Origin of the sequence: Actinospineispora acaciae DSM 45401 (genome assembly GCF_000620785.1) — a bacterium.
Classification (GTDB): Bacteria; Actinomycetota; Actinomycetes; order Mycobacteriales; family Pseudonocardiaceae; genus Pseudonocardia; species Pseudonocardia acaciae.
This window is the reverse complement of sequence record NZ_JIAI01000002.1, coordinates 1,146,152-1,170,323: the sequence shown is the minus strand read 5'-3', so window position 1 is coordinate 1,170,323 and position 24,172 is coordinate 1,146,152. Positions and strand designations below refer to the sequence as shown.

At 71.8% G+C, this 24,172-nt stretch carries 24 protein-coding genes; 17 read left to right on the top strand and 7 right to left on the bottom strand.

The window, feature by feature from the left end:
* The first annotated feature begins 15 nt into the window (after positions 1–15).
* On the top strand, positions 16–813 hold the full coding sequence (locus N912_RS0115255) for an IclR family transcriptional regulator (RefSeq protein WP_028923112.1): 798 nt from the start codon (positions 16–18) through the stop codon (positions 811–813).
* Positions 814–916: 103 nt separating this feature from the next.
* Positions 917–2,020, top strand: coding sequence for an aromatic ring-hydroxylating oxygenase subunit alpha (locus tag N912_RS0115250; protein WP_028923111.1), 1,104 nt, complete (start codon positions 917–919; stop codon positions 2,018–2,020).
* On the opposite strand, the gene N912_RS0115245 is transcribed toward N912_RS0115250, so the two are convergent.
* Both N912_RS0115245 and N912_RS52075 read right to left on the bottom strand, forming a co-directional pair.
* On the bottom strand, positions 2,017–3,258 hold the full coding sequence (locus tag N912_RS0115245) for a cytochrome P450 (protein WP_051580314.1): 1,242 nt from the start codon (positions 3,256–3,258) through the stop codon (positions 2,017–2,019). The genes N912_RS0115250 and N912_RS0115245 overlap by 4 nt on opposite strands.
* Positions 3,255–3,863, bottom strand: coding sequence for a TetR/AcrR family transcriptional regulator (locus N912_RS52075; RefSeq protein WP_051580201.1), 609 nt, complete (start codon positions 3,861–3,863; stop codon positions 3,255–3,257). Before N912_RS52075 ends, N912_RS0115245 begins: the two co-directional genes overlap by 4 nt.
* Before the next feature lie 100 nt (positions 3,864–3,963).
* On the opposite strand from N912_RS52075, the gene N912_RS0115235 reads away from it, so the two are divergent.
* From N912_RS0115235 to N912_RS0115225, 3 genes are all read left to right on the top strand, one after another.
* Complete coding sequence (locus N912_RS0115235; protein ID WP_028923109.1) at positions 3,964–4,731, top strand: sulfite exporter TauE/SafE family protein; 768 nt, start codon at positions 3,964–3,966, stop codon at positions 4,729–4,731.
* A gap of 53 nt (positions 4,732–4,784) precedes the next feature.
* A complete protein-coding gene (locus N912_RS52070; RefSeq protein ID WP_245645283.1) occupies positions 4,785–6,254 on the top strand; it encodes a long-chain-fatty-acid--CoA ligase in 1,470 nt (489 codons plus the stop codon).
* A 148-nt stretch (positions 6,255–6,402) separates the two neighbouring features.
* Positions 6,403–7,077, top strand: a complete 675-nt coding sequence (locus N912_RS0115225; protein ID WP_084210885.1) for a TetR/AcrR family transcriptional regulator — start codon at positions 6,403–6,405, stop codon at positions 7,075–7,077.
* Between the two features lie 77 nt (positions 7,078–7,154).
* Here the strand turns inward: N912_RS0115225 and N912_RS0115220 are convergent, their stop codons facing one another.
* Complete coding sequence (locus tag N912_RS0115220; protein ID WP_156993585.1) at positions 7,155–8,864, bottom strand: HlyD family efflux transporter periplasmic adaptor subunit; 1,710 nt, start codon at positions 8,862–8,864, stop codon at positions 7,155–7,157.
* Between the two features lie 119 nt (positions 8,865–8,983).
* Here N912_RS0115220 and N912_RS0115215 point away from each other — a divergent pair, with 119 nt between their 5' ends.
* Positions 8,984–9,772, top strand: coding sequence for an HlyD family secretion protein (locus N912_RS0115215; protein WP_084210884.1), 789 nt, complete (start codon positions 8,984–8,986; stop codon positions 9,770–9,772).
* A 3-nt stretch (positions 9,773–9,775) separates the two neighbouring features.
* On the opposite strand, the gene N912_RS62045 is transcribed toward N912_RS0115215, so the two are convergent.
* Entirely contained in the window at positions 9,776–10,159 is a 384-nt protein-coding gene (locus N912_RS62045) for a response regulator (protein WP_169747880.1), read from the bottom strand.
* A gap of 118 nt (positions 10,160–10,277) precedes the next feature.
* Here N912_RS62045 and N912_RS0115205 point away from each other — a divergent pair, with 118 nt between their 5' ends.
* Entirely contained in the window at positions 10,278–10,928 is a 651-nt protein-coding gene (locus tag N912_RS0115205; protein WP_028923105.1) for a response regulator, read from the top strand.
* A complete protein-coding gene (locus N912_RS60345) occupies positions 10,925–13,768 on the top strand; it encodes a PAS domain S-box protein (protein ID WP_051580199.1) in 2,844 nt (947 codons plus the stop codon). The genes N912_RS0115205 and N912_RS60345 overlap by 4 nt, the downstream gene beginning before the upstream one ends.
* Here N912_RS60345 and N912_RS62040 read toward each other — a convergent pair.
* Positions 13,661–14,398 (bottom strand): L,D-transpeptidase, encoded by a 738-nt coding sequence (locus N912_RS62040; protein ID WP_245645282.1) that lies wholly within the window; start codon positions 14,396–14,398, stop codon positions 13,661–13,663. The genes N912_RS60345 and N912_RS62040 overlap by 108 nt on opposite strands.
* Positions 14,399–15,101: 703 nt before the next feature.
* Here N912_RS62040 and N912_RS0115185 point away from each other — a divergent pair.
* Genes N912_RS0115185 through N912_RS52055 form a run of 5 tightly spaced genes read left to right on the top strand, consistent with a single transcriptional unit; the run spans position 15,102 to position 18,674 of the window.
* Positions 15,102–16,208 (top strand): calcium:cation antiporter, encoded by a 1,107-nt coding sequence (locus N912_RS0115185; protein WP_084210882.1) that lies wholly within the window; start codon positions 15,102–15,104, stop codon positions 16,206–16,208.
* Positions 16,209–16,227: 19 nt separating this feature from the next.
* Positions 16,228–17,001, top strand: a complete 774-nt coding sequence (gene uppS, locus N912_RS0115180) for a polyprenyl diphosphate synthase (RefSeq protein ID WP_028923101.1) — start codon at positions 16,228–16,230, stop codon at positions 16,999–17,001.
* A complete protein-coding gene (locus N912_RS0115175; protein ID WP_028923100.1) occupies positions 16,998–17,360 on the top strand; it encodes a nuclear transport factor 2 family protein in 363 nt (120 codons plus the stop codon). Before uppS ends, N912_RS0115175 begins: the two co-directional genes overlap by 4 nt.
* 39 nt (positions 17,361–17,399) lie before the next feature.
* On the top strand, positions 17,400–17,504 hold the full coding sequence (locus tag N912_RS67020) for a putative leader peptide (RefSeq protein ID WP_425415291.1): 105 nt from the start codon (positions 17,400–17,402) through the stop codon (positions 17,502–17,504).
* A 45-nt stretch (positions 17,505–17,549) separates the two neighbouring features.
* Positions 17,550–18,674, top strand: coding sequence for an LLM class flavin-dependent oxidoreductase (locus tag N912_RS52055; RefSeq protein ID WP_051580197.1), 1,125 nt, complete (start codon positions 17,550–17,552; stop codon positions 18,672–18,674).
* On the opposite strand, the gene N912_RS0115165 is transcribed toward N912_RS52055, so the two are convergent.
* Positions 18,655–19,476: an EamA family transporter gene (locus N912_RS0115165; protein ID WP_051580196.1), complete on the bottom strand. Its 822-nt coding sequence runs from the start codon at positions 19,474–19,476 to the stop codon at positions 18,655–18,657. The two genes, N912_RS52055 and N912_RS0115165, sit on opposite strands and share 20 nt — an antisense overlap.
* A gap of 73 nt (positions 19,477–19,549) precedes the next feature.
* On the opposite strand from N912_RS0115165, the gene N912_RS52050 reads away from it, so the two are divergent.
* The 4 genes from N912_RS52050 (at position 19,550) to solA (ending at position 23,260) form a co-directional block, all read left to right on the top strand.
* On the top strand, positions 19,550–20,596 hold the full coding sequence (locus tag N912_RS52050; protein ID WP_064745255.1) for a LysR family transcriptional regulator: 1,047 nt from the start codon (positions 19,550–19,552) through the stop codon (positions 20,594–20,596).
* Positions 20,597–20,622: 26 nt separating this feature from the next.
* On the top strand, positions 20,623–21,546 hold the full coding sequence (locus N912_RS52045; RefSeq protein ID WP_037064421.1) for a sigma-70 family RNA polymerase sigma factor: 924 nt from the start codon (positions 20,623–20,625) through the stop codon (positions 21,544–21,546).
* A 239-nt stretch (positions 21,547–21,785) separates the two neighbouring features.
* A complete protein-coding gene (locus N912_RS63535; RefSeq protein WP_156993581.1) occupies positions 21,786–22,001 on the top strand; it encodes a hypothetical protein in 216 nt (71 codons plus the stop codon).
* A gap of 128 nt (positions 22,002–22,129) precedes the next feature.
* The gene (solA, locus tag N912_RS0115140; protein ID WP_037064420.1) at positions 22,130–23,260 is read left to right on the top strand and encodes an N-methyl-L-tryptophan oxidase; all 1,131 of its coding nucleotides are present in this window, start codon (positions 22,130–22,132) and stop codon (positions 23,258–23,260) included.
* A 2-nt stretch (positions 23,261–23,262) separates the two neighbouring features.
* On the opposite strand, the gene N912_RS0115135 is transcribed toward solA, so the two are convergent.
* Positions 23,263–24,171 carry a PDR/VanB family oxidoreductase gene (locus N912_RS0115135; RefSeq protein WP_028923096.1) on the bottom strand — a complete coding sequence of 303 codons (909 nt, stop codon included), beginning with the start codon at positions 24,169–24,171 and terminating at the stop codon, positions 23,263–23,265.
* Position 24,172: the final 1 nt, after the last annotated feature.

The window sequence follows — 24,172 nt, the reverse complement described above, 5'->3', positions numbered from 1 at the left end:
GCCTATTGTTTCGCCATGCCCAACAACCGCGAGACACGAGACAGCGGCGGTGCCGTCCAAGCCGTCCAGTCGGTCGACCGCGCGGTGTCGATCCTGCAGGTGCTGGCCGGGCACGGGGCGGCGGGCGTCACCGAGATCGCCGCCGAGCTGGCCGTGCACAAGTCGACGGTGTTCCGGCTGCTGGCCACGCTGGAGGCGCGCGGCCTGGTGGAGCAGCACAGCGAGCGCGGGCGCTACCGGCTCGGGCACGGCATCGTGCGGCTCGCCGCCGGCGCCACCAGGGACTACGACCTGCGGGTGCTCGCCCGCCCGGTCTGCCAGCGGCTGGCCGAGGCGGTGGGCGAGACGGTGAACCTGGTGATCCACGACGGCCGCCAGGTGATCAGCGTCGACCAGGTGATCGGCTCGTCCACGGTGACCACCATCAACTGGGTCGGCCAGCGAACCCCCATGCACGCCACCTCCGCCGGTAAGATCTTCCTCGCGCACCTGCCGCCGGGACAGCTGGACGCCGTGCTCGCCGACGGCCTGGAACGCTTCACCCCGGGCACGGTCGTGCACCCCACCCGGCTGCGCGAGCAGCTCGCGCTGGTCAGGCGGCGGGGTTACGCCACCACATTCGAGGAGCACGAGATCGGCCTGGCCGCCGTGGCCGCCCCGGTCCGCGCACTGGACGGCCAGGTGGAGGCCGCCGTGACGGTCTCGGGCCCGGCCTTTCGCCTCAACGACGACACCATGCCGGCGATCGCCGACCAGGTCGTGGACGCCGCCGCCGAGATCTCCCGCCGCAACGGATACCCCAAGCGCGGCTGACCGAAGCCCTCTCGACAGCCCACGGCCCTTGACAGCGGGCCAGGCCGACCGCACGCTGTGCGTTGTCCCATATAGTGCATTTGTTTCATGATACGAGACAACGATGACGACGAGCCTCGTGCCCACGCTGCCCGGCCGCTTCTACACAGACCCGAAGGTCTTCGAGGCCGAGCAGCGGGCGATCTTCGAACGGTCCTGGATGTGTGTCGGCCGCGCCGAGGAGGTCGCCTCGCCCGGACGGTTTCTGCGCACCGAGGTCGGCGGGGAGAGCGTGCTGGTGGTGGCGGGCCGGGACGGCGAGGTCCGGGCGTTCCGCAACCTGTGCCGGCATCGCGGCGCGTGGCTGTGCACCGAGGAGTCCGGCGCGTTTGCCAGGGCCATCAGGTGCGGGTACCACTCCTGGACGTACGGCCTGGACGGGCGGTTGCTCGCCGCGCCGAACATGCGCGAGATGCCCGACCTGGTGAAGGCCGAGCACGGGCTGCACCCGGTGCGCCTGCAGCGGTGGCTGGGGTATCTCTGGCTCAACCTCTCCTCCGCCGCCCGGCCGCTGAACCAGCAGGTCGAGCCGCAGCTGCGGGCGCGGCTGGGCGGGCCGGAGGTGTTGGAGCGCTACGGCGTCGAGCGCCTCGGGCTGGCCAGGAGGATCACCTACGAGGTGGAGTCCAACTGGAAGTCGGTCATCGAGAACTTCATGGAGTGCTACCACTGCGCCACGATCCATCCCGAGCTCACCGCCGCGCTCCCCCAGTTCGCCTCGGGTTACGGCACCGTGAGCGGCGGCGTGGGCACGGGGGCCAGGTTCGCCGAGCACGTCGAGGGGTTCTCCCGATCCGGCGCGGCGGCTCGGCCCAGGCTGCCCGGCCTGCTGCCGGAGGACGACAGGATCTTCCACGGCGTCATACTCCGGCCGAACGTGTTCCTGATCCTGGTACCGGACCACGTGGCGCTGTTCCGCCTGGTCCCCGTGGCACCCGACCACACCCGCGTACTCGTCGACTGGCTGTTCGACCCCGACGCGATGGCCGCCGACGGCTTCGACCCCGCCGGCGCCGTCGAGCTGCTGGACATCACCAACCGCCAGGACTTCGAGGCCTGCCGGCGCTGTCAGCTCGGCATGCGGTCATCGGCGTACGCCGGCGTCCTGGTGCCCGCCGAGCACGTGATCACCGACTTCTACGACTACTACCGGGCGGCGATGCGTTAGCCCAGCCGGTAGCGGATCGGCAGCCGCTTGAGGCCGCTGACGAACGTGCTCGGCACCCCCTCCACCGGCCCGGCCAGCTCGATGTGCTCCAGCCTCGGCAGCAGCTCGGCGAACAGGGCCTGCGTCTCCATCTTGGCCAGCTGCGCGCCCAGGCAGTAGTGCACGCCGGCGCCGAACGCGACGTGACGGTTCGGCGTGCGGGTGATGTCGAAGCGGTCCGGGTCGTCGAACTCGGCCTCGTCCCGGTTGCCGGAGGGGTACATCAACAGCACGTTCTGACCCTCTTTGACGGTGACGCCGCCGATGTCGTAGTCCCTGGTCGCGGTGCGCATGAACTCCTTGACCGGGGTGACCCAGCGGATCATCTCCTCCACCGCGCCGGGCAGCAGTGACGGGTCCGCGCGCAGCTTCTCCAGCTGGTCGGGATGCCGCAGCAGCGCGTGCAGGCCACCGGCGATGGTCGAGCTGGTGGTGTCGTGCCCCGCCGTCGCGATGATCACGAAGTAGGACGACGCGTCCAGGTCGCTGAGGTACTCCCCGTCGACGCGCGCGTTCGCGATCGCCGACGCCAGGTCCTCGGTGGGGTTCTCCCTGCGGTCGTTGATCAGCCGCTGGAAGTAGGCGAAGAAGTCCAGCACCACCGCGAGCTGCTCCTCCGGCGTCTCGCCGCGCCTGCGCTCCGGGTCCTGGCCGCCGAAGATCTCCTGGGTGAGCTTGAGCATCCGGGGGAAGTCGCTCTCCGGCAGCCCGAGCAGGGACAGGATCACCTGCAGCGGGTAGTGCACGGCCACGTCGCTGGCGAAGTCGCACTCGCCGCCGCGCTCGGCCATCAGGTCCACGTACCGGCGGGCCAGCGCGTTGACGTTCTCCTGCATGGTGCGCAGCGTCTTGGGCCGGAACCAGTCGGCCGCGATGGGGCGCAGCTTGCGGTGGTCCGGGTCGTCGATGTGGATCAGCGTGCGCAGCACCATGCCCTGCTCGGCCTGGCGCTTGTCCTCCTCGGCCGGGACCAGCACCGGGCGCGGGTGGTTGTGGAAGACCTCGTGGTTCTTCTCGATCTCCAGGATGTCCGCGCGCCGGGTCACCACCCAGAACGGGTTGTACTCCGGCAGCCCGTCCACCCAGTGCACCGGCGACTCGCGGCGCAACACCGCGCAGGCCGCATGCAGCCGGTCCTCCTCGGCGTAGGCGTCCGGGTCGATCACGGTCAGCCCGGCCTGCTCGACCGTCATGGTCATCTTCGGTTCCCCTTCGGCGGCGGCTGCGTTGCCGGTGCAGAACATACTCCAAGGTATGTTTCATCGGAAGGGCCCTCCGGAAGCTCGGCGCTGAGCTCCTCGAGCATCGCGCGCAGCCCGTCGACGTCCACCGGGTCCTCCCGTTGCTGGGCGCCGACCAGGACGGCGATCGCGATCCGGGCGCGCAGCCTGGCCCGCTCCGCCGGCAACCCGAACATCATCATGGACTCGGTCAGGTGCCGCTCACGGGCCTCGTCCACCCGCGCCACCACCGCCCTGACCTCGGCATTGCTGCGCCCCCATGCCCGCAGCGATGCCTCGGCCGCGTGCGGGAGGCCCACCGCGATGCCCAGCAGCAGCCGATAGCGGGCCCGCGGGTCCGGCTCGGCGCGCGACGCCGCGATCAGCCGCTGGCTGCGCTGGTCCTCCCAGAACTCCAGCAGCGCGGTGACGAACTCGGGCATGCCGGCGAAGTGGTGGTAGAACGACCCCTTGGTGACGCCCAGCCGGGAGCACAGCCCGGCCACGGTGAGGCCCTCGCTGCCGGCCTGGGCGAGCACGTCGAGCGCGGACTCCAGGTAGGCCGACCGGCTCACCCTCGCCATCCACCTCACCCCGCCAATGCCGTGCGCAGTGTACGGCGACACACAGTGATCTTGACCGCATCCACTCGGCCGGGTGAGCGGCCGGTGCGAGGCTGGTTCGGTGACTCCGGGGCTGTTCGCGCTGCTCGTCGGGGCGGGAGTGGCGGCCGGACTTGTCGGGTCGATCGGCGGGCTCGCCTCGCTGTTCTCCTACCCCGCGCTGCTCGCCGCCGGGCTCCCGGCGACGTCGGCGAACGTGACGAACACCGTGTCGCTCGCGGTGGGCAGCATCAGCACGGTGACCAGCTCGCGCCCGGAGCTGGCCGGCCAGCTCCCGAGGGTGCGCCGGCTCGGGCTGATCTGCGCGCTCGGCGGGGCGGCCGGCGCGGGACTGCTGTTGGTCACCCCGGCCGGCGTGTTCGAGCGGATCGTGCCGTTCCTGGTGGCCGGCGCGTCGGTGGCGATGCTGCTGAGCAACGGCGACCGGTCACCCGCCGGCGTCGACGTCACCGAGCCGGCGGACACGACGGGCCGCCGGCTGCTGGTCGCGGCCGGGGTGCTGGCGGTCGCGGTGTACGGCGGCTACTTCGGCGCGGCGGCCGGCGTGCTCATGCTCGCGCTGCTGCTCACCACGCTGCCGGAGAGCCTGATCAGGGTGAACGCGCTGAAGAACCTGCTGCTGGGGCTGTCCAACGTGATCGCGGCGGTCGGCTTCGCGCTGTTCGGCCCGGTGTCCTGGTCGACCGCGCTGCCGCTCACCTGCGGGCTGGTGCTCGGCGCCTGGGCCGGCCCCTGGGTGGCGCGCCGGCTGCCGTCGCGGCTGCTGCGGATCGGGATCGGGCTGGCCGGGCTGAGCCTGGCGGCCAAGCTCGGCTGGAACGCGTTCTAAGTTACCGCCGTCGAGGCGTTGACCAGCGCCGGAAGCCACAGCACCATGTGCGGATGGTGACCTCCCCAGCGCTGTCCTCCCGTGGCATGACCGCGAGCGACCAGCTCGCCCGGCACGCCCGCACCATCCCCGACGTCCCCGCCGTGCGGTTCGAGGGCGGCGGCCACACTTATCGCGAGCTGGACCAGCGTGTCACCAGGCTGGCCAACGCGCTGCGGGAGCGGGGGGTGCGGGCCGGCGACCGGATCGCCGTGCTCGGCCTGAACTCCGTCGAGGTCGTCGAGGCCTACCTCGCCTCGGTGCGGCTGGGCGCGATCGGGGTGCCGATCAACTTCCGGCTGGTCGCCGACGAGGTGGCGTACGTGCTCGCGGACAGCGGGGCGGTCGCGGCGGTGGTCGACGCCGCGTTCGCCGACGTGCTGGCCAAGGCGCGGAAGAAGGCCCCGGCGCTGCGCGAGTGCCTGGTCATCGGCGGTCGGAGCGGCACGAACGATGACGACTACGAGCGCGCGCTCGCCGAGGCCAGCCCGGTGCACGACCCGGTCGACGTCGACGAGCGCTCCCCGGCGTTCATCATGTACACCTCGGGCACCACCGGCCGTCCCAAGGGCGCCGTGCTCACCCACCACAACCTGCTGCTGCACGCGTTCAGCAGCGCGATGCACCTGGGCCGGAGCAGCGACGACCGGGTGTCGCTGTCCGGGGCGCCGCTGTTCCACATCGCCGGGCTGTCCGGCTACCTGATGTGCCTGCTGCCCGGCGGCACGTTCGTCATCATGCGCTCGGGCGGGTTCGACCCGGCGGCCACCGTCGAGCTGCTGGCGCGCGAGCGGGTCTCCACCTGCTTCTTCGTCCCCTCGCAGTGGCAGGCGATCTGCGCGGTGCCCGGGATCCGGGAGCGCGACCTGTCCGCGCTGCGCCAGATCTCCTGGGGCGCGGCGCCGGCGCCCACCTCACTGCTGCGCACGATGATCGACACATTCCCCCAGGCGGACGTGCTGACCGCGTTCGGCCAGACCGAGTGCAGCCCGGTCACCTGCTACCTGCGCGGCGAGGACGCCATCCGCAAGATCGGGTCGGTGGGCACGCCGATGCTCAACGTCGAGGTCCGGGTGGTCGACGACGAGATGAACGACGTGCCGCGCGGCGAGGTCGGCGAGATCGTGTACCGGGGCCCGATGGTGATGACCGAGTACTGGAACAAGCCCGAGGAGACCGCCGAGGCGTTCGCCGGCGGCTGGTTCCACTCCGGCGACCTGGTGCGCGAGGACGAGGACGGCTACTTCTACGTCGTCGACCGGAAGAAGGACATGATCATCTCGGGCGGGGAGAACATCTACTGCGCCGAGGTGGAGAACGTGCTGACCGGGCACCCCAAGATCGCCGACGTGGCCGTGATCGGCGTCCCGGACCCGAGGTGGGGCGAGGCGCCGCTGGCGGTGCTGGTCCCGACCGACCCGGCGGACCCGCCGACCGCCGAGGAGGTCCACGCGTACGGTAGGGAGCGCCTGGCCGGCTACTAGTGCCCGCGCCAGGTCGCGGTGATGGAGGCGCTGCCCCGCAACCCCAGCGGCAAGGTGCTCAAGACCGAGCTGAGGGCGATCCACGCGCCGAGGTGAGCTGCATCGCTACAGAAATAGAGAACGGTTCGTTTTCAAGTAAGGTACGGCAATGATCTCGACAAGCGACGTTGCGGACAGTGGTCGAGGTTCATCGCCGGCGGTCGGCCCCGACTGCATCGACCACTGCGCTGAGGACTCGGCCGATCACCGGCGGGCGCCGAGGCGACGGGGCGACGCACTGACCGCCGCGATCTTCGAGGCGACAGTCGCCGAGCTGTCCGAGGGCGGCTACGCCGAGCTCACCATGGAGCGGGTGGCCGCGAGGGCGCGCGCGAGCAAGGGCTCGCTGTACCGCCGCTGGGGCAGCCGCGCCGAGCTCGTGGTGGACGCGCTGCAGCACACCCGCCCGCACGACGTGCCGGCCCCGAACACCGGCAGCGTCCGGGAGGACCTGCTGGCGTTCCTGCGCGCGATCGCGGCCATCCACGACAGCACGTCCGGTGAGGCCAACCGGGGCATGATGGTCGAGGTCGTGCGCGACCCCGAGCTGATGCGGGTGATCCGGGTCAGGTTCATCGAGCCGGGCATCGCCAACGTGCTGGAGATCCTGCGCCGGGGCGTGGTGCGCGGGACCGTCCGGCCGACCGCGCTCACCCATCGGATCGCCGGCGTCGGGCTCTCGCTGCTGCGCCAGTACTTCCTGCTGCACGGCGCGCCGGTGCCCGACTCGGTGATCGTCGAGATCGTGGACGACGTGATGATGCCGTTGGTCTCGGTGCGCTGAGGCGCCGACAAAGAGGCTGGCCCGCGCCGGTCGGTGGGGGTCGACCGGCGCGGGCCAAGAATCGCGGCGGGTGTGGGTCAGCCGCCGCCTCGGCCTCCGCCGCCCTGTGACGGGGTGCCCTGGACCTGGGCCTGGGGCAGCAGGATCTCCTGGCCTTCGCGCAGGCCGGAGAGCACCTGGGTGGTGTCGTCGCCGACCGCGCCGGGCTGGAACGGAATCTGGATCGGCTTGCCGTCCGGTCCCGGGGCGTTGACGAACGAGCGGCCACCCTGGCGGACCACCGCCGCGTTCGGCACCACCAGGACGTTCTCCAGCGAGTTGACCAGGACGCCGGCCTCGGCGGTCTGGCCGGACTTCAGCCGGTCGTCGGTCTGGGTGAGCAGGACCGTGGCGTAGTAGTTCGTGACGCCCGAGATCGCGGTGCCGGACGGGGCGATGGAGAGGACCGTGCCCTCCCGCGTCAGGTCCGGGATCGCGTCGAAGCTGACCTGAACCTTCTGGCCCGGCTTGACCTTCGCCGCGTCGGACTCCTCGAAGGGAACGACCACCTGGAAGCTGTTCACGTCGTTCAGGACGATGAACGCGCCGCCGCCGGGTCGGGTGGCGGACGGTGCGCCGGTGACGGAGGAGGACGACGCGTCGCTGGTGGCCGCCGCGCCGACGCCGGGGATCGCGGCGTTGGTGCCGGGAGCCTTCGCCGAGGTGCCGCCGCCGGCCCCGACGAACTCGCCGACGGCGCCGTTGATCGCCGAGACCGTGCCGGCGACCGGGGCGTAGAGCACGGCGTTGTCGACGTCCTTCTGCGCCAGCGCCACCGCGGCTCGTGCCGAGGCGACCAGCGCGGCCTGTGCGTCGGTGTCGGCCGGCTTGTCGTTCTCGGCCAGGTCCAGCTGGTTCTGGGCGGACACCACTTCCTGCTTGGCCCGCTCGATGGAGATCCGGCCCTGGGTCTCGTCCACGTCCTTCTGGTGCTTGGCCTTCTCGAACGCGGTCTTGGACGCAATGGCCTGCCGCTGGGCTTCGAGGTAGGCCTGCTTCGCCTTCTCACAAGGATCCTGCTGGCCGGTCATCCCGTTCAGTGCATTGCTGCCGCCCGAGCCGAAGCCGGAGTCCCCACCCAGGCCCAACAGCCCACCGCCTCCCGATGGCGCCGACGGCTTCGCCGACTTCGACGGCTTGGTGCTCGGATCCGTCGAGCCGTCCTCGGGCATCTCGGACGCCGCCTTCTTCCCGCAGGCCTCGATCATGGCCTTCCGCGCCATGTCCGCCGCGTGCTGGTCGAAGTCCAGCTGCTTGCGGGCTCGGTCCACGGCGTTCTCGTCGAGCTTGATCTGCTCGTCGACGTTCTCCTTGGTGGCGTCCAGGATCTTCTTGGCCTGGTCCAGCGACGCCTCGGCACCCTTCACCTGGGGGCTGCCCGAGATCTTGTCCAGCAACGCCTGCTGCTGGTCCAGCTGCGACTGCTGCTGGTTCAACGTCTGCCGGAAGGCGAAGTCGTCCTCCTTCGCCAGCACCTGACCCGGCTGAACCCGGTCACCGACCTTGACGTTCACCTCGGTGAGCTGCGCCCCCTTGGGGAACGCCAGGTTCTGCGACGTCACCGCCGCCAGCGCGCCGGACGCCGACACCTTCGTGGCCACCATGCCCCGCTCGACCCGGGACGTGGGCGCCGGCGGGGTACCGCCGCCACAACCAGCCGCCACGGCCGACAGGCCCAAGGCCAGCGACATCGCGAGCGCCATCTTGAAGCCCCGATGTCCGCGCATGCTCGTCCGGATCGGGATCAAGCCTGCCTCCCCCAGTTAGGTCTCCTGCACTACTCAACGCGGGGGACAGAAATAGGGTACGGTGCGTTTTCTAAGAAGATTTGCCCGCCGAGGGCCGCACGCCAACCGGGGAGATCGGGATGGAAGGGCCGGACGGTGCGTCGAAGACGACGACGCACGGCGAAACCGACGGGAACGGCACCCCGCCCCCCACCACCCCTGAGCCCGCCGGCTCGACCGACAACCCAGGCCCGCCCGCGAAGCGCAAGCTCAAGCGCTCCACCAGGATCGGGCTCAGCATCATAGGCGTGCTGGCCCTGCTCGCCGCACTCGGGTTCGGCGGCGCCTACTTCCTCTACTCCCGCAACTACGTGACCACCGACAACGCCCAGGTGGACGGCGACAAGATCCAGATCAACGCGCCGGCCACCGGCACGCTGGTGAACTGGCGCGGCGGGAAGGGCACCGTGGTGCGGCGGGACCAGATCGTCGGGCGGATCAAGATCCAGGCGCCGTTCGGCTCGCCCCAGCAGACCATCAAGGCCCCCGGCAACGGCACCATCGCGGTGGACAACGGGATCGAGGGCGCCTGGTACAACGCCGGCGCGCAGCTGGCCACCGCCTACAACCTGAACAACATCTACGTCACCGCGCGGGTGGACGAGACGGACGTCGGGGACGTGCGGGTCGGCGCCCCGGTGGACATCAGCGTGGACGCCTACTCCGGCGTCGCGGTGACCGGCATCGTCCAGGAGATCCAGGGCGCGGCCGCTACCCAGTTCTCACTGTTCCCCGAGCAGAACAGCTCGGGCAACTTCCAGAAGGTCACCCAGGTGATCCCGGTGAAGATCCTGTTCACCAACACCGGCGGGGTGGCGCTCGCACCGGGCATGAACGTCACCGCGAAGATCCACAAACCGGGCCACTAGAAACTAGCGCCTGTCGGCCACGGCCCTGATGGTGCGCAGCAGCACCGGTTCCAGCTCGTGCTTGGCCACGAACGCGGCCGCCCCCGCGACCCAGGCCCTGGCCCTGGTCTCGATGTCGTCGTGGAAGCTCAGGATCACCACCGGCAGCGCGGGGCGGACCGCATGTACGACCGCCATCGCGTCCAGGCCGTTCAGGCCCGGCATCTCGACGTCCATCACGACGACGTCCGGGTGCAGCGAGTCGACGAGGTCGCCGACCTCGGCGCCGGACTCGGCCTCGCCGACGATCAGGAGATCGGGTTCCAGCCCGAGCCACATCCGCAGCCCACGCAGGACCGCCGGTTGGTCATCGACCAGGAGAAGTCGAATCTTCCCTCGGCCCCTCACACACCTAGACTCAAGCAGCCGGACCGGTCCGCCACGACGGGCGAGCGGCCGACCGGCAACCAGCCTTCGGCCGATGCGGGATCGGCCAAGAGACGGAGACAGCGGGGGGTGGGCACCAATGCCGGTACGGGTGCTCATCGCCGACGACCACAGCGTGGTCCGCCAGGGGCTGCGGATGTTCCTCAAGCTCGACCCCGAGCTGGAGGTGGTCGGTGAGGCGGCGAACGGCGAAGAGGCGATCCGGATGGCCCGCGCGCTGACCCCCGACGTGGTGCTGATGGACCTGCTCATGCCGGGCACCGACGGGATCACCGCGACCCAGCGCATCCGCGCCGAGGTGGACGGCACCGAGGTGCTGGCCCTGACCAGCGTGCTGGAGGACGCCTCCGTGGTCGGGGCCGTGCAGGCCGGCGCGGTCGGCTACCTGCTCAAGGACACCCAGGCCGAGCAGCTCTGCAAGGCGATCAAGGCGGCGGCCCGCGGCCAGGTGCAGCTCGCGCCGGAGGCCGCCGCCCGGCTGGTCCGCGAGGTGCGGGCGCCGGACAGCCCGGAGACGCTCACCGGGCGCGAGGTGGACGTGCTGCGGGCGCTGGCCAGGGGCCTGACCAACCGGGAGATCGGGCGCGCGCTGAACATCGGCGAGCGCACCGTCAAGACGCACGTGAGCCACCTGCTCGGCAAGCTGGGCCTGCAGAGCAGGACGCAGGCCGCGCTGCACGCGGTGCGCATCGGCCTGGTCCCCGAGTCCGAGCTCAGCGAAGACCCATGACCGACGCCCGGCCGAACCGCACGATCGAGCAGGTGCTGGCCGACGGCGGCGGCCTGCTGGAGGTGCTGTTCCACCGCACCCCGATGGCGATCGCCGTGCTGGACCGGGACCTGGTGCTGCAGAGGTTCAACAAGACCTTCGCCAGCGCGGTGGAGCGGCACGGCGCGATCGGCGCGGCCCAGGTCGGGGACCGCCTGCTGGACCACTTCCCGGGCGCCGACGAACAGACCCGGGAGATGTTCGAGCCGGTGTTCGCCGGCGAGACCCGCTGGCACCACGGGGTGCCCTACACCGCCGACGACGACAGCGTCAGCTACTGGGACCTGGTGCTCGTCCCGCTGCGCGACGACGGGCCGGTGGTGGGCGTGGTGGAGATCTTCACCGAGGCCACCGAGCGGGTCAGCGCGGTCCAGGACCTGCGGCGCAGCGAACGCCGCTTCCGCTCCATCCTGCTCAACTCCTCGGACATCACGATCGTGATCGACACCGACTGGATGCTGCGCTACGTGGCGCCGTCGGTGCGCCGGCTGCTGGACATCCCGGACGAGCGCGCGCTGTCCGAGGGCAGGACGATGCCGGTGCACCCGGACGACGTGGCGACGGTCCGCGCGGCGCTGGAGCACGCCGCGACCGTGCCCGGCGAGAGCCCGCCGTTCCGCGCCCGGCTGCGCCACGCCGACCACACCTGGCACACCTTCGAGGTGGAGCCGGTGAACCTGCTCGACGACCCCGACGTCGAGGGCATCGTGCTGCACGCCAGGGACATCACCGAGCGCACCCACGCCGAGGCCGAGCTGCACCGCAGGGACGCCATCATGGAGGCCGTCCGGTTCGCCGCGCACCGGTTCCTGGAGTCGCACGCCTCCTGGCGGGTGCACATCCACGAGGTGATGGCCCGGCTCGGCCTGGCGGCGGCGGTGAGCCGGGTCTACATCTTCGAGAACTTCCGGGGCGCCGACGGCTCGCAGTGGACCAGCCAGTCGCACGAGTGGGTGGCGCCCGGGATCTCGCCGCAGATCGACAACACCGAGCTGGCCGCCAGCTCCCTGGAGCGCTCCCCGTTCGCCAGGACCGCGCGGGTGCTCGGCGCCGGCCAGGTGGTCGCCGGGAACGTGGCCGACCTGCCGGCCGACGAGCGCGCGGTGCTGGAGCCGCAGGGCATCCTGTCGCTGGTCCTGGTGCCGGTGTTCGTGGACGGGCGCTGGTGGGGAATGATCGGCTTCGACGAGTGCATCCGGGAGCGGAGCTGGTCGGCGGCCGAGATCGACGCGCTGCGGGCGGCGGCGAGCACGCTGAGCGCGGCGGTGCACCGGCAGCGGGCCGAGGACCAGCTGCGCGAGCAGCAGGCGCAGTACCGCCAGGTGTTCGAGGCCACCGGGGACGGGCTGGTGATCACCGACCTGGACGCCACGCTGGTCAGGGCCAACCCGGCGTTCTACCGCATGCACGGCTTCCGCCCGGAGGAGCTGGTCGGCCGGCACGCGACGAGCTGGACGCACCCGGACTACCTGGAGGCGCGCACCGCGTACACCGCCGAGGTGATCGCCGGCGAGCGGCCCCGGACCCAGGCGGTGGACATCCGCAAAGACGGCAGCTCGTTCCCGGTCCAGGTCAACGCGTCGACGTTCACCTTCCAGGGCCGCCCGCACATCCTCGGCGTCGTCCGCGACGACACCGAGCGCAGCCAGGCGTTCAGCCTGCTGGAGAAGCGGCTGTCCGCGCTGTCCACCATCGCGGCCAGCCTGCCGGTGAGCCAGGCGCTGACCGAGACCCTGGACGTGATCACCCGCGAGGTGGTCGCGGCCACCCCGGCGGTGGCCTGCTCGGCCTACGTGCTGGACCTGGACAGCGGCGAGCTGCGGATGTTCTCCGGCGCCGGGCTGCCGGACGGCTACCGGGAGGCCATCGAGCAGTGCTGGCGGGAGGGCGCCGACCCGGGCAGCCAGGCCTACTTCGCCGACGAGCCGCTGATCGTGCGCGAGGCCGTTCGCCAGATCCGGGAGATGCCGATGATGGCGCCGCTGCACGAGGTGGTGAAGGATGTCTCGTGGGACACGGTCGCGGTGGTCCCGCTGGCCTCGCAGTCGCGCCGGTTCGGCTCGGTCAACGCCTACTACCCGAAGGACGTGGAGCCCTCGTCCGGCGACATCGCGTTCCTGCGCGCGGTCGCCGACCAGGGCGCGGTGGCGGTGGAGAACGCCCGGCTGCTCACCGAGGCGCAGAGCAAGGCCGGGCTGGAGGAGCGCCAGCGGCTGGCCCGCGAGCTGCACGACTCGGTGTCCCAGGCGCTCTACGGCATCGCGCTGGGCGCCCGGACCGCCCGCGCGGTGGCCGAGCAGAGCCCGGACCAGCTCGCCGAGCCGCTGGACTACGTGCTGTCGCTGGCCGAGGCCGGCATGACCGAGATGCGCTCGCTGATCTTCGAGCTGCGCCCGGAGTCGCTGGCCACCGAGGGCCTGGTGGCCGCGCTGGACAAGCGGGTGGCCGTGCTGCGCACCCGGCACCACCTGACCGTGCGCGCCACCCTCTGCCAGGAGCCCGAGCTGCCGCTACGGCTGAAGGAGACGCTGTACCGGATCGCGCAGGAGGCCCTGCACAACGCGGTGAAGCACGCCAACGCCGGGCACATCGACCTGCGGCTGCGCACCACCGGCGAGCACGTCGAACTGGAGATCGGCGACGACGGCGTGGGCTTCGCGCCGGCGACCGAGGCCCGGCCCGGGCACCTGGGCCTACAGTCGATGCGGGAGCGAGCCGCCACCCACCGGGGAACGATCGAGATCGAGAGCGTGGTCGGAGCTGGAACCACGGTTCGCGCTCGGCTTCCGCTCCCCCGATGATCCCGACGAGGAGTCGTCGTCGCCCGACGAGTCGGCGGTGGCACTGGGGCTCGCGCTAGCACCGGAGCGCTTCGGCCTGTCGCTGCTGCTCGGCTTGCTCGAACCCTCGCTGTCGCGGGCCTGGGAGGCCTCGTCGCCGCCCTGCTGGGCCTCGGGGGTGTCGTTGCCGTTGTGCACCTGCACCTGGTCGCCGATCTGCAGCGTGTTGTAGAACGCCTCGGCGTCCGGGTCGGCCAGGTGCACGCAGCCCGCCGACGCCCGCTCCAGGCTGCCGCCGTGGAAGGCGACCCCGCCCTCGGCGAAGAACACCGAGAACGGCATCGGCGCCGGCGTGCCCTGCGGCGTGCGGGACTCGTTGCTGAAGTGGTTCTTGTCCTTCCACTGCACCTTGAAGGTGCCGGGCTGGGTCTCCTTGCCGGGGCCGCCGGACGTGATCGTCACCGGGCCGCGCACCACGTTGCCCGCCGGGTCGAGCAGCCAGGCTTTCTGTTTGATCAGGTCGACGCACGCGCGGGCACCCTTGGTGCACGGGGTCCCTTGGATCAAGGTGGTGTCCGCCAGGGCCGGCACGGCGACGACGACCCCGCCGACGCACACGGCTCCGATCACGGCGGCAACGCGCGCCAACACCGCGGCGCGTCCCCGCCGCGGCTCCTGATGCCTGCCCATTCCCGTCCTTCCAGCCGAGTCCAGGGGGGTCAACGACGGGGACACGGAAAAGTGACGGGCGAGAACCACGCCACGTATCGATGTGGGACGGGTCATACCACGAACGAGCGGACTTCGACGGACCCGCTCTACGGTGAGTTATCCACAGGCGCCCAAACCCACCTCCGGGGTGCGTACCAACGGGTGATGATCCAACCTCCAGGGGTCCCCAGCGGCCCGAGAATCCACAAATTGTCTCGACTCGGTCACGAGAATGTCCTGGAAGCACCCCTTCGGCCCTCACGCTGAGTGATATATGTAATCAGACTGTCACCCCCACTTTCCTTCGGTCGCGTGGTCTCCCAGCTAGCGGGCCATCACAGGGTTATCCACACCTGTGGATGCCGCTCTTTCGCTGCGCATCTATAGAGTGACGCCCCGTGAGCCTGACGCCGATCTATGACGAGCTGCGCGAGCTGCGAATCACCGAGACCGCGGGGGGCACATCGGGCGGGGCACGACGAACCTCCCTCCGCCTGGCCGCCCACGCGTCCGGTGGCGCCAACGTGGGCCAGTTGGCCGGCCGGCGAGGCCTCGGCGGCCGACATCGCCGACCCGCCGAGTAGCGCGCCACCGTTATACCGCCGGCCACCGGCAGTCGATCGCGTTATGAAAGCCTGTTGGCGTGACGACGAACGCGGCGACCACACCGGCATGGCGGGTGACGGCCACACCGGTGGTGGCGCTCGGGCTCCTGGCCGTCGTGTGGGGGCGCACGCTGCCCGGGCCGCTGGTGGCGGTCGTCGCGGTGGTCCTGATCGGCGCGGTGCTGGTGGCCGTGCACCACGCGGAGGTGGTCGCGCACCGGGTCGGTGAGCCGTTCGGGTCGCTGATCCTGGCGATCGCGGTCACCGTCATCGAGGTCGGGCTCATCCTGAGCATGATGGCCAGCGGCGACCCCGAGGCGGCCACCCTGGCCAGGGACACCGTGTTCGCCGCCGTCATGATCACTTGCAACGGCATCGTCGGGATCTGCCTGCTCAGCGGCGCGCTGCGGCACCACGTGGTGCTGTTCAACGCCGAGGGCAGCAGCGGCGCGCTGGCCACCGTCGCCGCGCTGGCCACGCTGTGCCTGGTGCTGCCGAGCGTGACCACCAGCACCCCGGGCGGGACCTTCTCCGGCGCGCAGCTGGGCTTCGCCGCCGTCGTCTCGCTGGCCCTCTGGGGGGTGTACGTATTCGTCCAGACCGTGCGGCACCGGGACTACTTCCTGCCGGTGCCCCCGGAGGACGGCGAGAGCCCGGAGTCCTGCGAGGAGCACCTGCCCCCGCCGTCCAGCCGCACCGCGCTGGCCAGCCTCGTTCTGCTGGTGGTCTCGCTGGTCGCGGTGGTCGGCCTGGCCAAGACGGTGTCGCCGGCGATCAAGGCGGGGGTCAACGCGATCAACGCCCCGCTCACCGTGGTGGGGGTGGCGATCGCGATGGTCGTGCTGCTGCCGGAGACGCTGGCCGCCGTGCGCGCCGCGCGCCGGGACCGGCTGCAGACCAGCTTCAACCTCGCGCTGGGCTCGGCGCTGGCCAGCATCGGGCTGACCATCCCGGCCATCGCGGTGGCCACCATCTTCCTGCCCGGGCCGCTGGTGCTCGGGCTGTCCCCCATCGAGATGATCCTGCTCGCGCTGAGCATGCTGGTCGGCACCCTGACCGTGGTGGCCGGCCGGGCCACCGTCCTGCAGGGCGCCGTGCACCTGCTGATCTTCGCGTCGTTCGTCTTCACCGCCGTCGCACCCTGACCCCGGTTACGGTGCGGGCATGACGCTGTCCGCCCTCGGCTACGCCTGGTACGCCCGCCGGCTGCGCAACCGGCTCGACCCCGCCCTCGTCCCCCGCCACGTCGGCCTGATCATGGACGGGAACCGCCGGTGGGCCAGGCAGATGGGCATGGGCAACCCCAGCCTCGGCCACCGATACGGCGCCGAGCACACCGAGAACGTGCTGACCTGGTGCGAGCGGGCCGGCGTCAGGAACGTGACGGTCTTCGTCTGCTCCACCGAGAACCTGCGCCGCCGCGACTCCGACGAGGTCGACTTCCTGATGCGGGTGATCGAACAGGTGGTCGCCGACCGCCTGGGCAGGCCGACCTCGCGCTGGCGGGTGCAGATCGCCGGCATGCTCGACGCGCTGCCGGACAGCACCGCGCGGGCGCTCAAGGACGCCGTGGAGGCGACCCGCGAGTGCGCCACCGGAGCCCGGGTCACGCTCGCGGTCGGCTACGGCGGCCGGCAGGAGATCGTGGAGAGCCTGCGCGACCTGCTGTACGAGCGGGCGGCCGGCGGCGCGGACCTGCGCCGCGTCGCCGAGACGCTGACCGAGAACGACATCGCCCGCCACCTCTACACCGACGGCCTCCCCGACCCCGAGCTGGTGATCAGGACCAGCGGCGAGCAGCGGCTGTCCAACTTCCTACTGTGGCAGTCCGTGCGCTCCGAGCTGCACTTCTGCGACGCGTACTGGCCGGCGTTCCGTGAGGTGGACTTCCTGCGGGCGCTGCGCGGTTTCCAGCGCCGCCGGACGCGGAACCCATGAAACCCGAGTTTCACGAGCGGTACCTGCGGACCTGGACCGAGCCCGACCCGGAGATTCGCCGACACAGCATCGATCAGCTGTGGGCCATGGACGGCCGCTTGATCGTCTCGTCGCTCGGGACCACCATCCAGGGCACCGACGACATCGCGGCGCACATCGCGCACGTTCACGACGACAAGATCACCGCCAACGAGCTCCGTTTCGCCTGCGACCAGCAGGTCGTGGCGGGAGACGCACTGTTGCTGCGCTGGTCGATGCTGGATCCCTCGGGGGAGGCCGTCGGCCGGGGCGTGGACGTCGTCCTCCGAGACGGAGACGGCCGGGTCGAGACCGTGTACACGTTCATGGGCGTCAACTGAGAGCAACGTGTTGACACGGCCCGGCCACCGCTCCGTAGGGTGAGTGCGGAGGTCGGGGTGCGGTCGTTCTACGGAGGCGGTGGCTGCCGTTACCGGCGGCACGTGGACCTGTTGCGCGTGGCCAGCGCGGCGTGTCGGGGCTGAGGTTCGCCTGGTCCCGGTCCGCCACCTTCCCGCCACGGAGCAACCATGAAGTTCCTGGTCCTGACCCTGATCGCGAACGGCCCAGACCCGGTCACCGGCCGGACGCCGTCCGCCCACGAGCGGTTCCGTCGAGTCATCGACCACGCGGTGCTCGCCGAGGAGCTGGGCTTCGACGGCTACGCGGTCGGTGAGCGGCACGAGCGGCCGTTCTTCTCCTCGGCCCCGCCGGTGGTGCTGTCCCACCTGGCCGCCCGCACCCGGCGGATCCGGCTGTTCACCGGCGTGACCACGCTGAGCCTGCTCGACCCGGTGCGGGCCTTCGAGGACTACGCCACGCTGGACCAGCTCTCCGACGGTCGGCTGGAGCTGATCATCGGCAAGGGCAACGGCTCGGCGCAGGCCAAGCTGTTCCACGTCACCGAACACGACCAGTGGGACCGCAACCGGGAGGGCTACGAGCTGTTCCGCCGGCTCTGGCGGCGGAACCGGGTGACCTGGTCCGGGCGGTTCCGGCCGTCGCTGACCGACGCCGAGGTCTGGCCCCGTCCGCTGCAGCGACCGGTGAGGGTGTGGCACGGCAGCGCCACCAGCCGCGAGTCCGTGGAGCTGGCCGCCCGCTACGGAGACCCGTTGTTCTCGGCGAACGTGACCAACCCGATCGAGCCGTACGCCGAGCTGGTGCGCCACTACCGCGAGCGGTGGGCGCACCACGGGCACGACCCGGCGGACGCCCTGGTCGGGGCCGGCACCGCCGGGTTCTACCTGGCCCGCAACTCGCAGGACGCGCTGGCGACCTACCGGCCGATCTTCGAGGCGCGGCTGAGGATCCTGGCCCGGATGGGCGTCGAGCCGGTGTTCGCCACCCTGGAGGACTTCGTGGCGCGCAGCTCGGCGCTGGTGGGCAGCCCGGCGCAGGCCATCGAGAAGGTGCACAGGTACCACGCCGAGCTCGGGCACGAGGTGATGCACGTGCACGCCGACGGGGACGGGCTGACCCCCGCCGAGCACCGCGCCGCGCTGGAGCTGTTCCAGGGCGAGGTCGCCCCGGAGCTGCGCCGCACGATCCCGAGCCGCCCGTTCGCCGAACCGGTCCGTCCGGACGGGCCCGCGTCCACCCCGACCGAAGCCGAGCGCGGGGGCGCGCTCGCGGCTACGGGCGGGGCAGGGTGACCCCGATCGACGCGGCGACAACCGAGCCGATCGCCAGCCACTGCGCCGGGGCCAGGTGCTCGCCGAGGATCACGACCCCGGCCAGGCCGCCGAGCGCCGGTTCGAGGCTGGCCAGCACGCCGAACACGCGAGCCGGCATCCGCCGCAGCGCCGCCAGGTCCAGCGACCAGGGCAGGACCGCGGAGAGCACGGCGACGCCGAAGCCGGCCAGCAGCACCCCCGGCCGGGCCAGGTCCGCCCCCGCCACTCCGAACGGCACGCACAGCAGCGCGGCCCAGGCCACCGCGAGGGCCAGCAGCGACGGGTCGGAGGCGCGCGCCCCGATGCGCTTGACGAGCAGCACGTAGGCGGCCCAGCACGCTCCCGAGACGAGCGCGAAGGCCACCCCGGCGGTGGGCAACGCGGTCGTGCCCGGCCCGTAGAACAGGAACACGCCCAGCCCGGCGAGCCCGGCCCAGGCCACATCGCGGAGGCGACGAGACCCGGCAAGAGCCACCGTGAGCGGCCCGAGGAACTGGATCGTCACCGCCGCTCCCACCGGGAGGCGCTCCAGGGCCGGGTAGATCGCGTGCATTCCGGCGATCGCGGTGCCCAGCCCGAGGATCAGCGGCAGGTCGCGGCGTTCGGGCCACCGCCGGGGGCGCCACAGTGCGCAGAGGACGAGCGCCGCGAACCCCAACCGCAGGGCGACCACGCCCACCGGCGGGACCAGGCCGAACAGCAGCTTCCCGCACGCCTGGCCGGCCTGGATGCCGACCACGCTGCCCAGCACCAAGGCCGGCGCGGGGACGCAGCGTGTCACTCACGCCAGTCTTGGTGGCCGTACACTTGAGGTCCAGCTCATGTTTTTGCACGCCAACGTGCAAGGAACTTTCATGATCGAGTCGATCGACCTACGCCGGCTGCACGTACTGCGGCTGGTACACCGATACGGCACGGTGACCGGCGCCGCCGCCGTCCTGCGGCTCACGCCGTCCGCGGTGTCCCACCAGATCCGGCAGCTCTCGCGCGAGGTCGGGGTGCCCCTGCTGGAACCCAACGGCCGCCGCGTCCGCCTCACTCCCGCCGGGCACACGCTGGTCGCGCACGCCGACGCGCTGCACGCGGGATGGGAACAGGCCCAGGCCGACCTGGCCGCCCATGCCACCGGCGCCGCCGGGCGGCTGCACATGTGCGGGTTCCCGACCGCCGTCGCCGAGCTGCTCGCGCCCGCCGCCGAACGGCTCGGGACCGACTGCCCCCGGCTGACCGTCTTCATCACCGAGCTCGAGACCACCGAGGGGTTCGACCTGGTGCTCGCCGGTGAGGCCGACATCGCCGTGGTCGTACCCAACGCCGAGACCCCGCCCCTCGACGACGCGAAGTTCGACCAGCGGCTCCTGCTGGAGGAGCCGCTGGACCTGCTCGTCCCCGCCGAGCACCCCCTCGCCCGCCGTGAGACCGTGGCCCTCGCCGATGCCGCGCACGACCCCTGGATCATCCCCGCGCCCGGAAGCTCCGACTTCCACCAGCTCACCCTCGTCGCCTGCACCACGGCCGGCTTCGCCCCGGCGATCGCCCACCACGCCAAGGACTTCTTCGCCCTCGCCGCCCTGGTCGGTCGCGGCCTCGGAGTGACCCTCATCCCCCGCCTCGCCCCCGTCCCCTCCCACCACGCCGTGACCCGGGTCCCACTGTCGGGCGCCCCGCCTCCCGCACGCCGCACGCTCACCTGCGTCCGCCGAGGCAGCCACCGCCAGCCCGCCATCGCCCGGGGACTCGACACGCTGCGCGCGGTCGCCCGACACCTGCCGCCGCCGCTGGTGCCGCCCGCCGATGCCCTCGGCGAGGACCACGAACGCCAGGTCTTCTCGCACCGTCACGACCGCCACGACCGCCCGTCCGGGGAATCTCACCACCCAGCACAGCGTTATTTGACATAACGTTAGAGTTCGGGAGGGAGGACACCGTGACGATCGCACCGGAGGTCATCGACCACGAGCCGGACCCCGTGCGCCAGTACCTCGACCAGGTGGGCACGGTGGCGCTGCTGACCGCCCAGGAAGAGGTCGAGCTGGCCAAGCGGATCGAGGCCGGGGTCTACGCCGCCGAGCTGCTCCGCCACGGGCGCGCCGACGGCCGCCGCCCGCCGGCCCGTGACGAGCTGGAGGCCGTGGCCGAGGACGGCGCGCGGGCCAAGGACCACATGATCAAGGCCAACCTCCGCCTGGTCGTCGCCGCGGCCAGGAAGTTCAGGTGGAGCCCGCTGCCGCTGCTGGACCTGATCCAGGAGGGCAACCTGGGCCTGATCCGGGCGGTGGAGAAGTTCGACTACGCCAAGGGCTACAAGTTCTCCACCTACGCCATGTGGTGGATCCGGCAGGCCATGCAGCGCGGCAACGCCTTCCAGGGGCGCACGATCCGGCTGCCCGACCACGTGCTGGACCAGGTGACCATGCTGCAGCGCCGGGAACGCGACCTCGCGCAGCGCCTGCACCGCTCCCCGACCGCCGAAGAGCTGGCCGAGGCCACCCAGCTCACCGTGGGCAGGGTGTTCGAGCTGCGCAGGGCCGCGCACGACACCGTGAGCCTGGACAGCCCGGTCGGGGACGAGGACACCCCGTTGGGTGAGCTGATCGGGAACGTCCGGACCGGCGACGACGACGCGGACGGGCGCGAGGCGGCGGCGGAGCTGGTGCGCGCCAGGCTCGCGCTGCTCGCCCCGGACGAGGCGAAGGTCATCGCCTTCCGGTACGGGCTCCTCGACGGCAGGTACCACACGCTGCAGGAGACCGCCGCGCACGTCGGCCTGGGCCGCGAGCGGGTTCGTCGGCTCGAACGACAGGCCGTCGACCACATGCGCCACCCCGGCGAGACCCGGTCGGCCGCCTGAGCCGTGCCCGGAATACGCGGCCAGGGCACGCCGTTGTAGGAAGCGTCCGGTCCGGGCGACGTGTCCCCGGGTCTCACAGTTAAACAGCCTTCGGGGACGATCGTTCGGCTGAAGCCCCGATGCGCACATCGCCGCGAGGCGACACCGTCCGGTCCGGATCCCCAAGCATGCCCGCCGTTTGGCTCCGCCCGCCCGGGGTATCCGGGAGCGTGGTGGGCGGGAACGGGGATCGGGTCGGCTTGGCGGAGAGGTCCGCGCAGGTGCGCGCCGACGCGGAAGCGCTGCGGCGTACCACCGCGCGGATCGCCGAGGGCCTGGCAGCGACCGAGGACAACCTCGCCGCGACCTTGGAACGGTTGGCCGCCTCTGCCCCCGGGCATGCGCCTCGCCTCACCGACGCCGCTCACCACGCGCGCCGGTTCGCGGCCGAGCTGCGCGCCAGGACACCGCCGTAGGATGACCGGGTCGTTCGAGGGGGGCGGTCGATGCTGGTCGAGCTGGCGATTGCGGACACGTACGGGGCCGGGTTCGAGTACAGCCCGCCGGAGGACGCGCTGGACCGGCGGCTCCTGGGCAGGTTCGGATGATCCGGCCGCGGGTCGCGGTGATCGGGTTGGGCAGCGTGGGCAGCATGGCGCTGTGGCGGCTGGCCGCGCGCGGGGTCGAGGCCGTCGGGTACGAACGGTTCAGCCCCGGTCATGACCGGAGCGCGCACGGCGGCGAGTCGCGGCTGTTCCGGACCGCGTACCTGGAGGATCCCGGCTACGTGCCGCTGCTGCGCCGCGCGCGGGAGCTCTGGCAACGGCTGGAGGCCGAGTCCGGGGCCTCGCTGCTCAGGCTGACCGGGATGTTGATGATCGGCAGCGCCGGCTCGGACGACATGGCCAACGTGTTCTCCTCGGTGGAGCGGTACGGGGTCGACGCGGAGACGGTCCCGCTGCACGAGGCCCGGGCTCGCTGGCCCCAGCACGCGTTCCGCGAGGACGACGTGATCGTGCTCGACCGGGAGGCCGGCTACCTGCGCCCCGAGCTCTCGGTCCTGCACGCCGCGACCCGGGCTCGGGAGCGCGGCGCGATCGTCCACCGCTACACCACCGTCACCGCGCTGGACGTCCGGGACGACGGCGTCCGGGTCCGGACCGGATCCGGGTCCGAGCGGTTCGACCACGCGGTGGTGACGGCCGGCCCCTGGGCGGCGAAGGTCCTGGCGGGCCTGGCGCCGTACGTCAGCGTGCGCCGGCCGGTGTCGGCCTGGTTCCCGGCGAGGACCCCGGAGCTGTTCGCGCCCGAGCGGTTCCCGCCGTTCATCAGGTCCACCCCGACCGACTGCTACGGGGTGCCCGCGCTGGACGGCTCCGGGGTGAAGCTGGGCCTGTCGGAGAAGGACAACCGGCCGGTGGACGACCCGGACTCGCTCGACAGGCACGTCCCGATCGACGAGGTGGACGCGTTCCGGAAGGTGGCCGCCGACTACTTCCCCGACCTGTTCGCCGACCCGATCCGGGTCAGCGCCTACATGGAGGGCTACACCCCGGACGGGCACGGGCTGGTCGGGCCGGCCGAGGGGTCGGGCCGGGTCACCGTGGTCGCGGGCCTGTCGGGGCACGGCTTCAAGCTGGCGCCGGCCCTGGGGGACATCGCGGCCGACTACGCCGTCGACGGCACGAGCGCGCACACCCTCGACCTGCTCGACCCCGGCCGGTACCCGGGCTGACCTCAGAGGTTCAGCACCAGCCGGGGCGAGCGTGCGCGGGACACGCAGGCGTACATCCGGCCCGCCGGGGCGCCGATGTCGTCGCGGTGCTCGGGCTGCCCGTCGAGGACCGCGAGCTCGCAGCTGCCGCAGACGCCCTCGCGACACCCGGACGGCACCGGATGCCCGGCGTGGGTGAGCGCGTCCAGCAACGACTCGTCCGGCGAGACCTGGACCGCCTGGCCCGACCGGGCGCACACCACCTCGAACGCCGTGTTGGGCGGGAAGGTCTTCGCCACCGGACGGAAGCGCTCGGCGTGCAGCCGCCCGGCCGGGAACACGGCCTCGGCGGCCGCGAGCATCGACGCGGGCCCGCAGCAGTAGACCAGCGCGCGGGCGTCCAGCCCTTCCGCGAGAACGGCGAGGTCCGGCCTGCCCTGGTCGGTCGTGGCGACCAGGCGCACGCGGTCACCGTAGGAGCGGCGGAGCTCGTCGGCGAAGGGCATGGTCGCGAGCGATCGTCCCGCGTACACCAGGGTCGCGGCGGATCCGGCTCCGACGGCGGCCCGCAGCATCGGCAGGATGGCGGTGATGCCGATGCCGCCGGCGAGGAACAGGTACTCCGGCGCGGGCAGCAGCGGGAAGTGGTTGCGCGGCTCCGACACGTCGAGGGCGCGGCCCCGGCGCAGGAACAGGTGGACGTACCCCGACCCTCCCCTGCTGAGCGGGTCGTGCCGTACCGCGATGCGATAGCTGTGCCGGTCGGCCGGGTCCCCGCACAGCGAGTACTGCCGGGTCAGCCAGTTCGGCAGGGCGATGTCGATGTGCGCGCCGGGCTCCCAGCGGGCCAGCGGGCCGTCGGCGCCGCGCAGGACCAGGGACACGACATCCTCGGCGACCGGGTCGATGCGGTCGATGACAGTCCGTTGCATG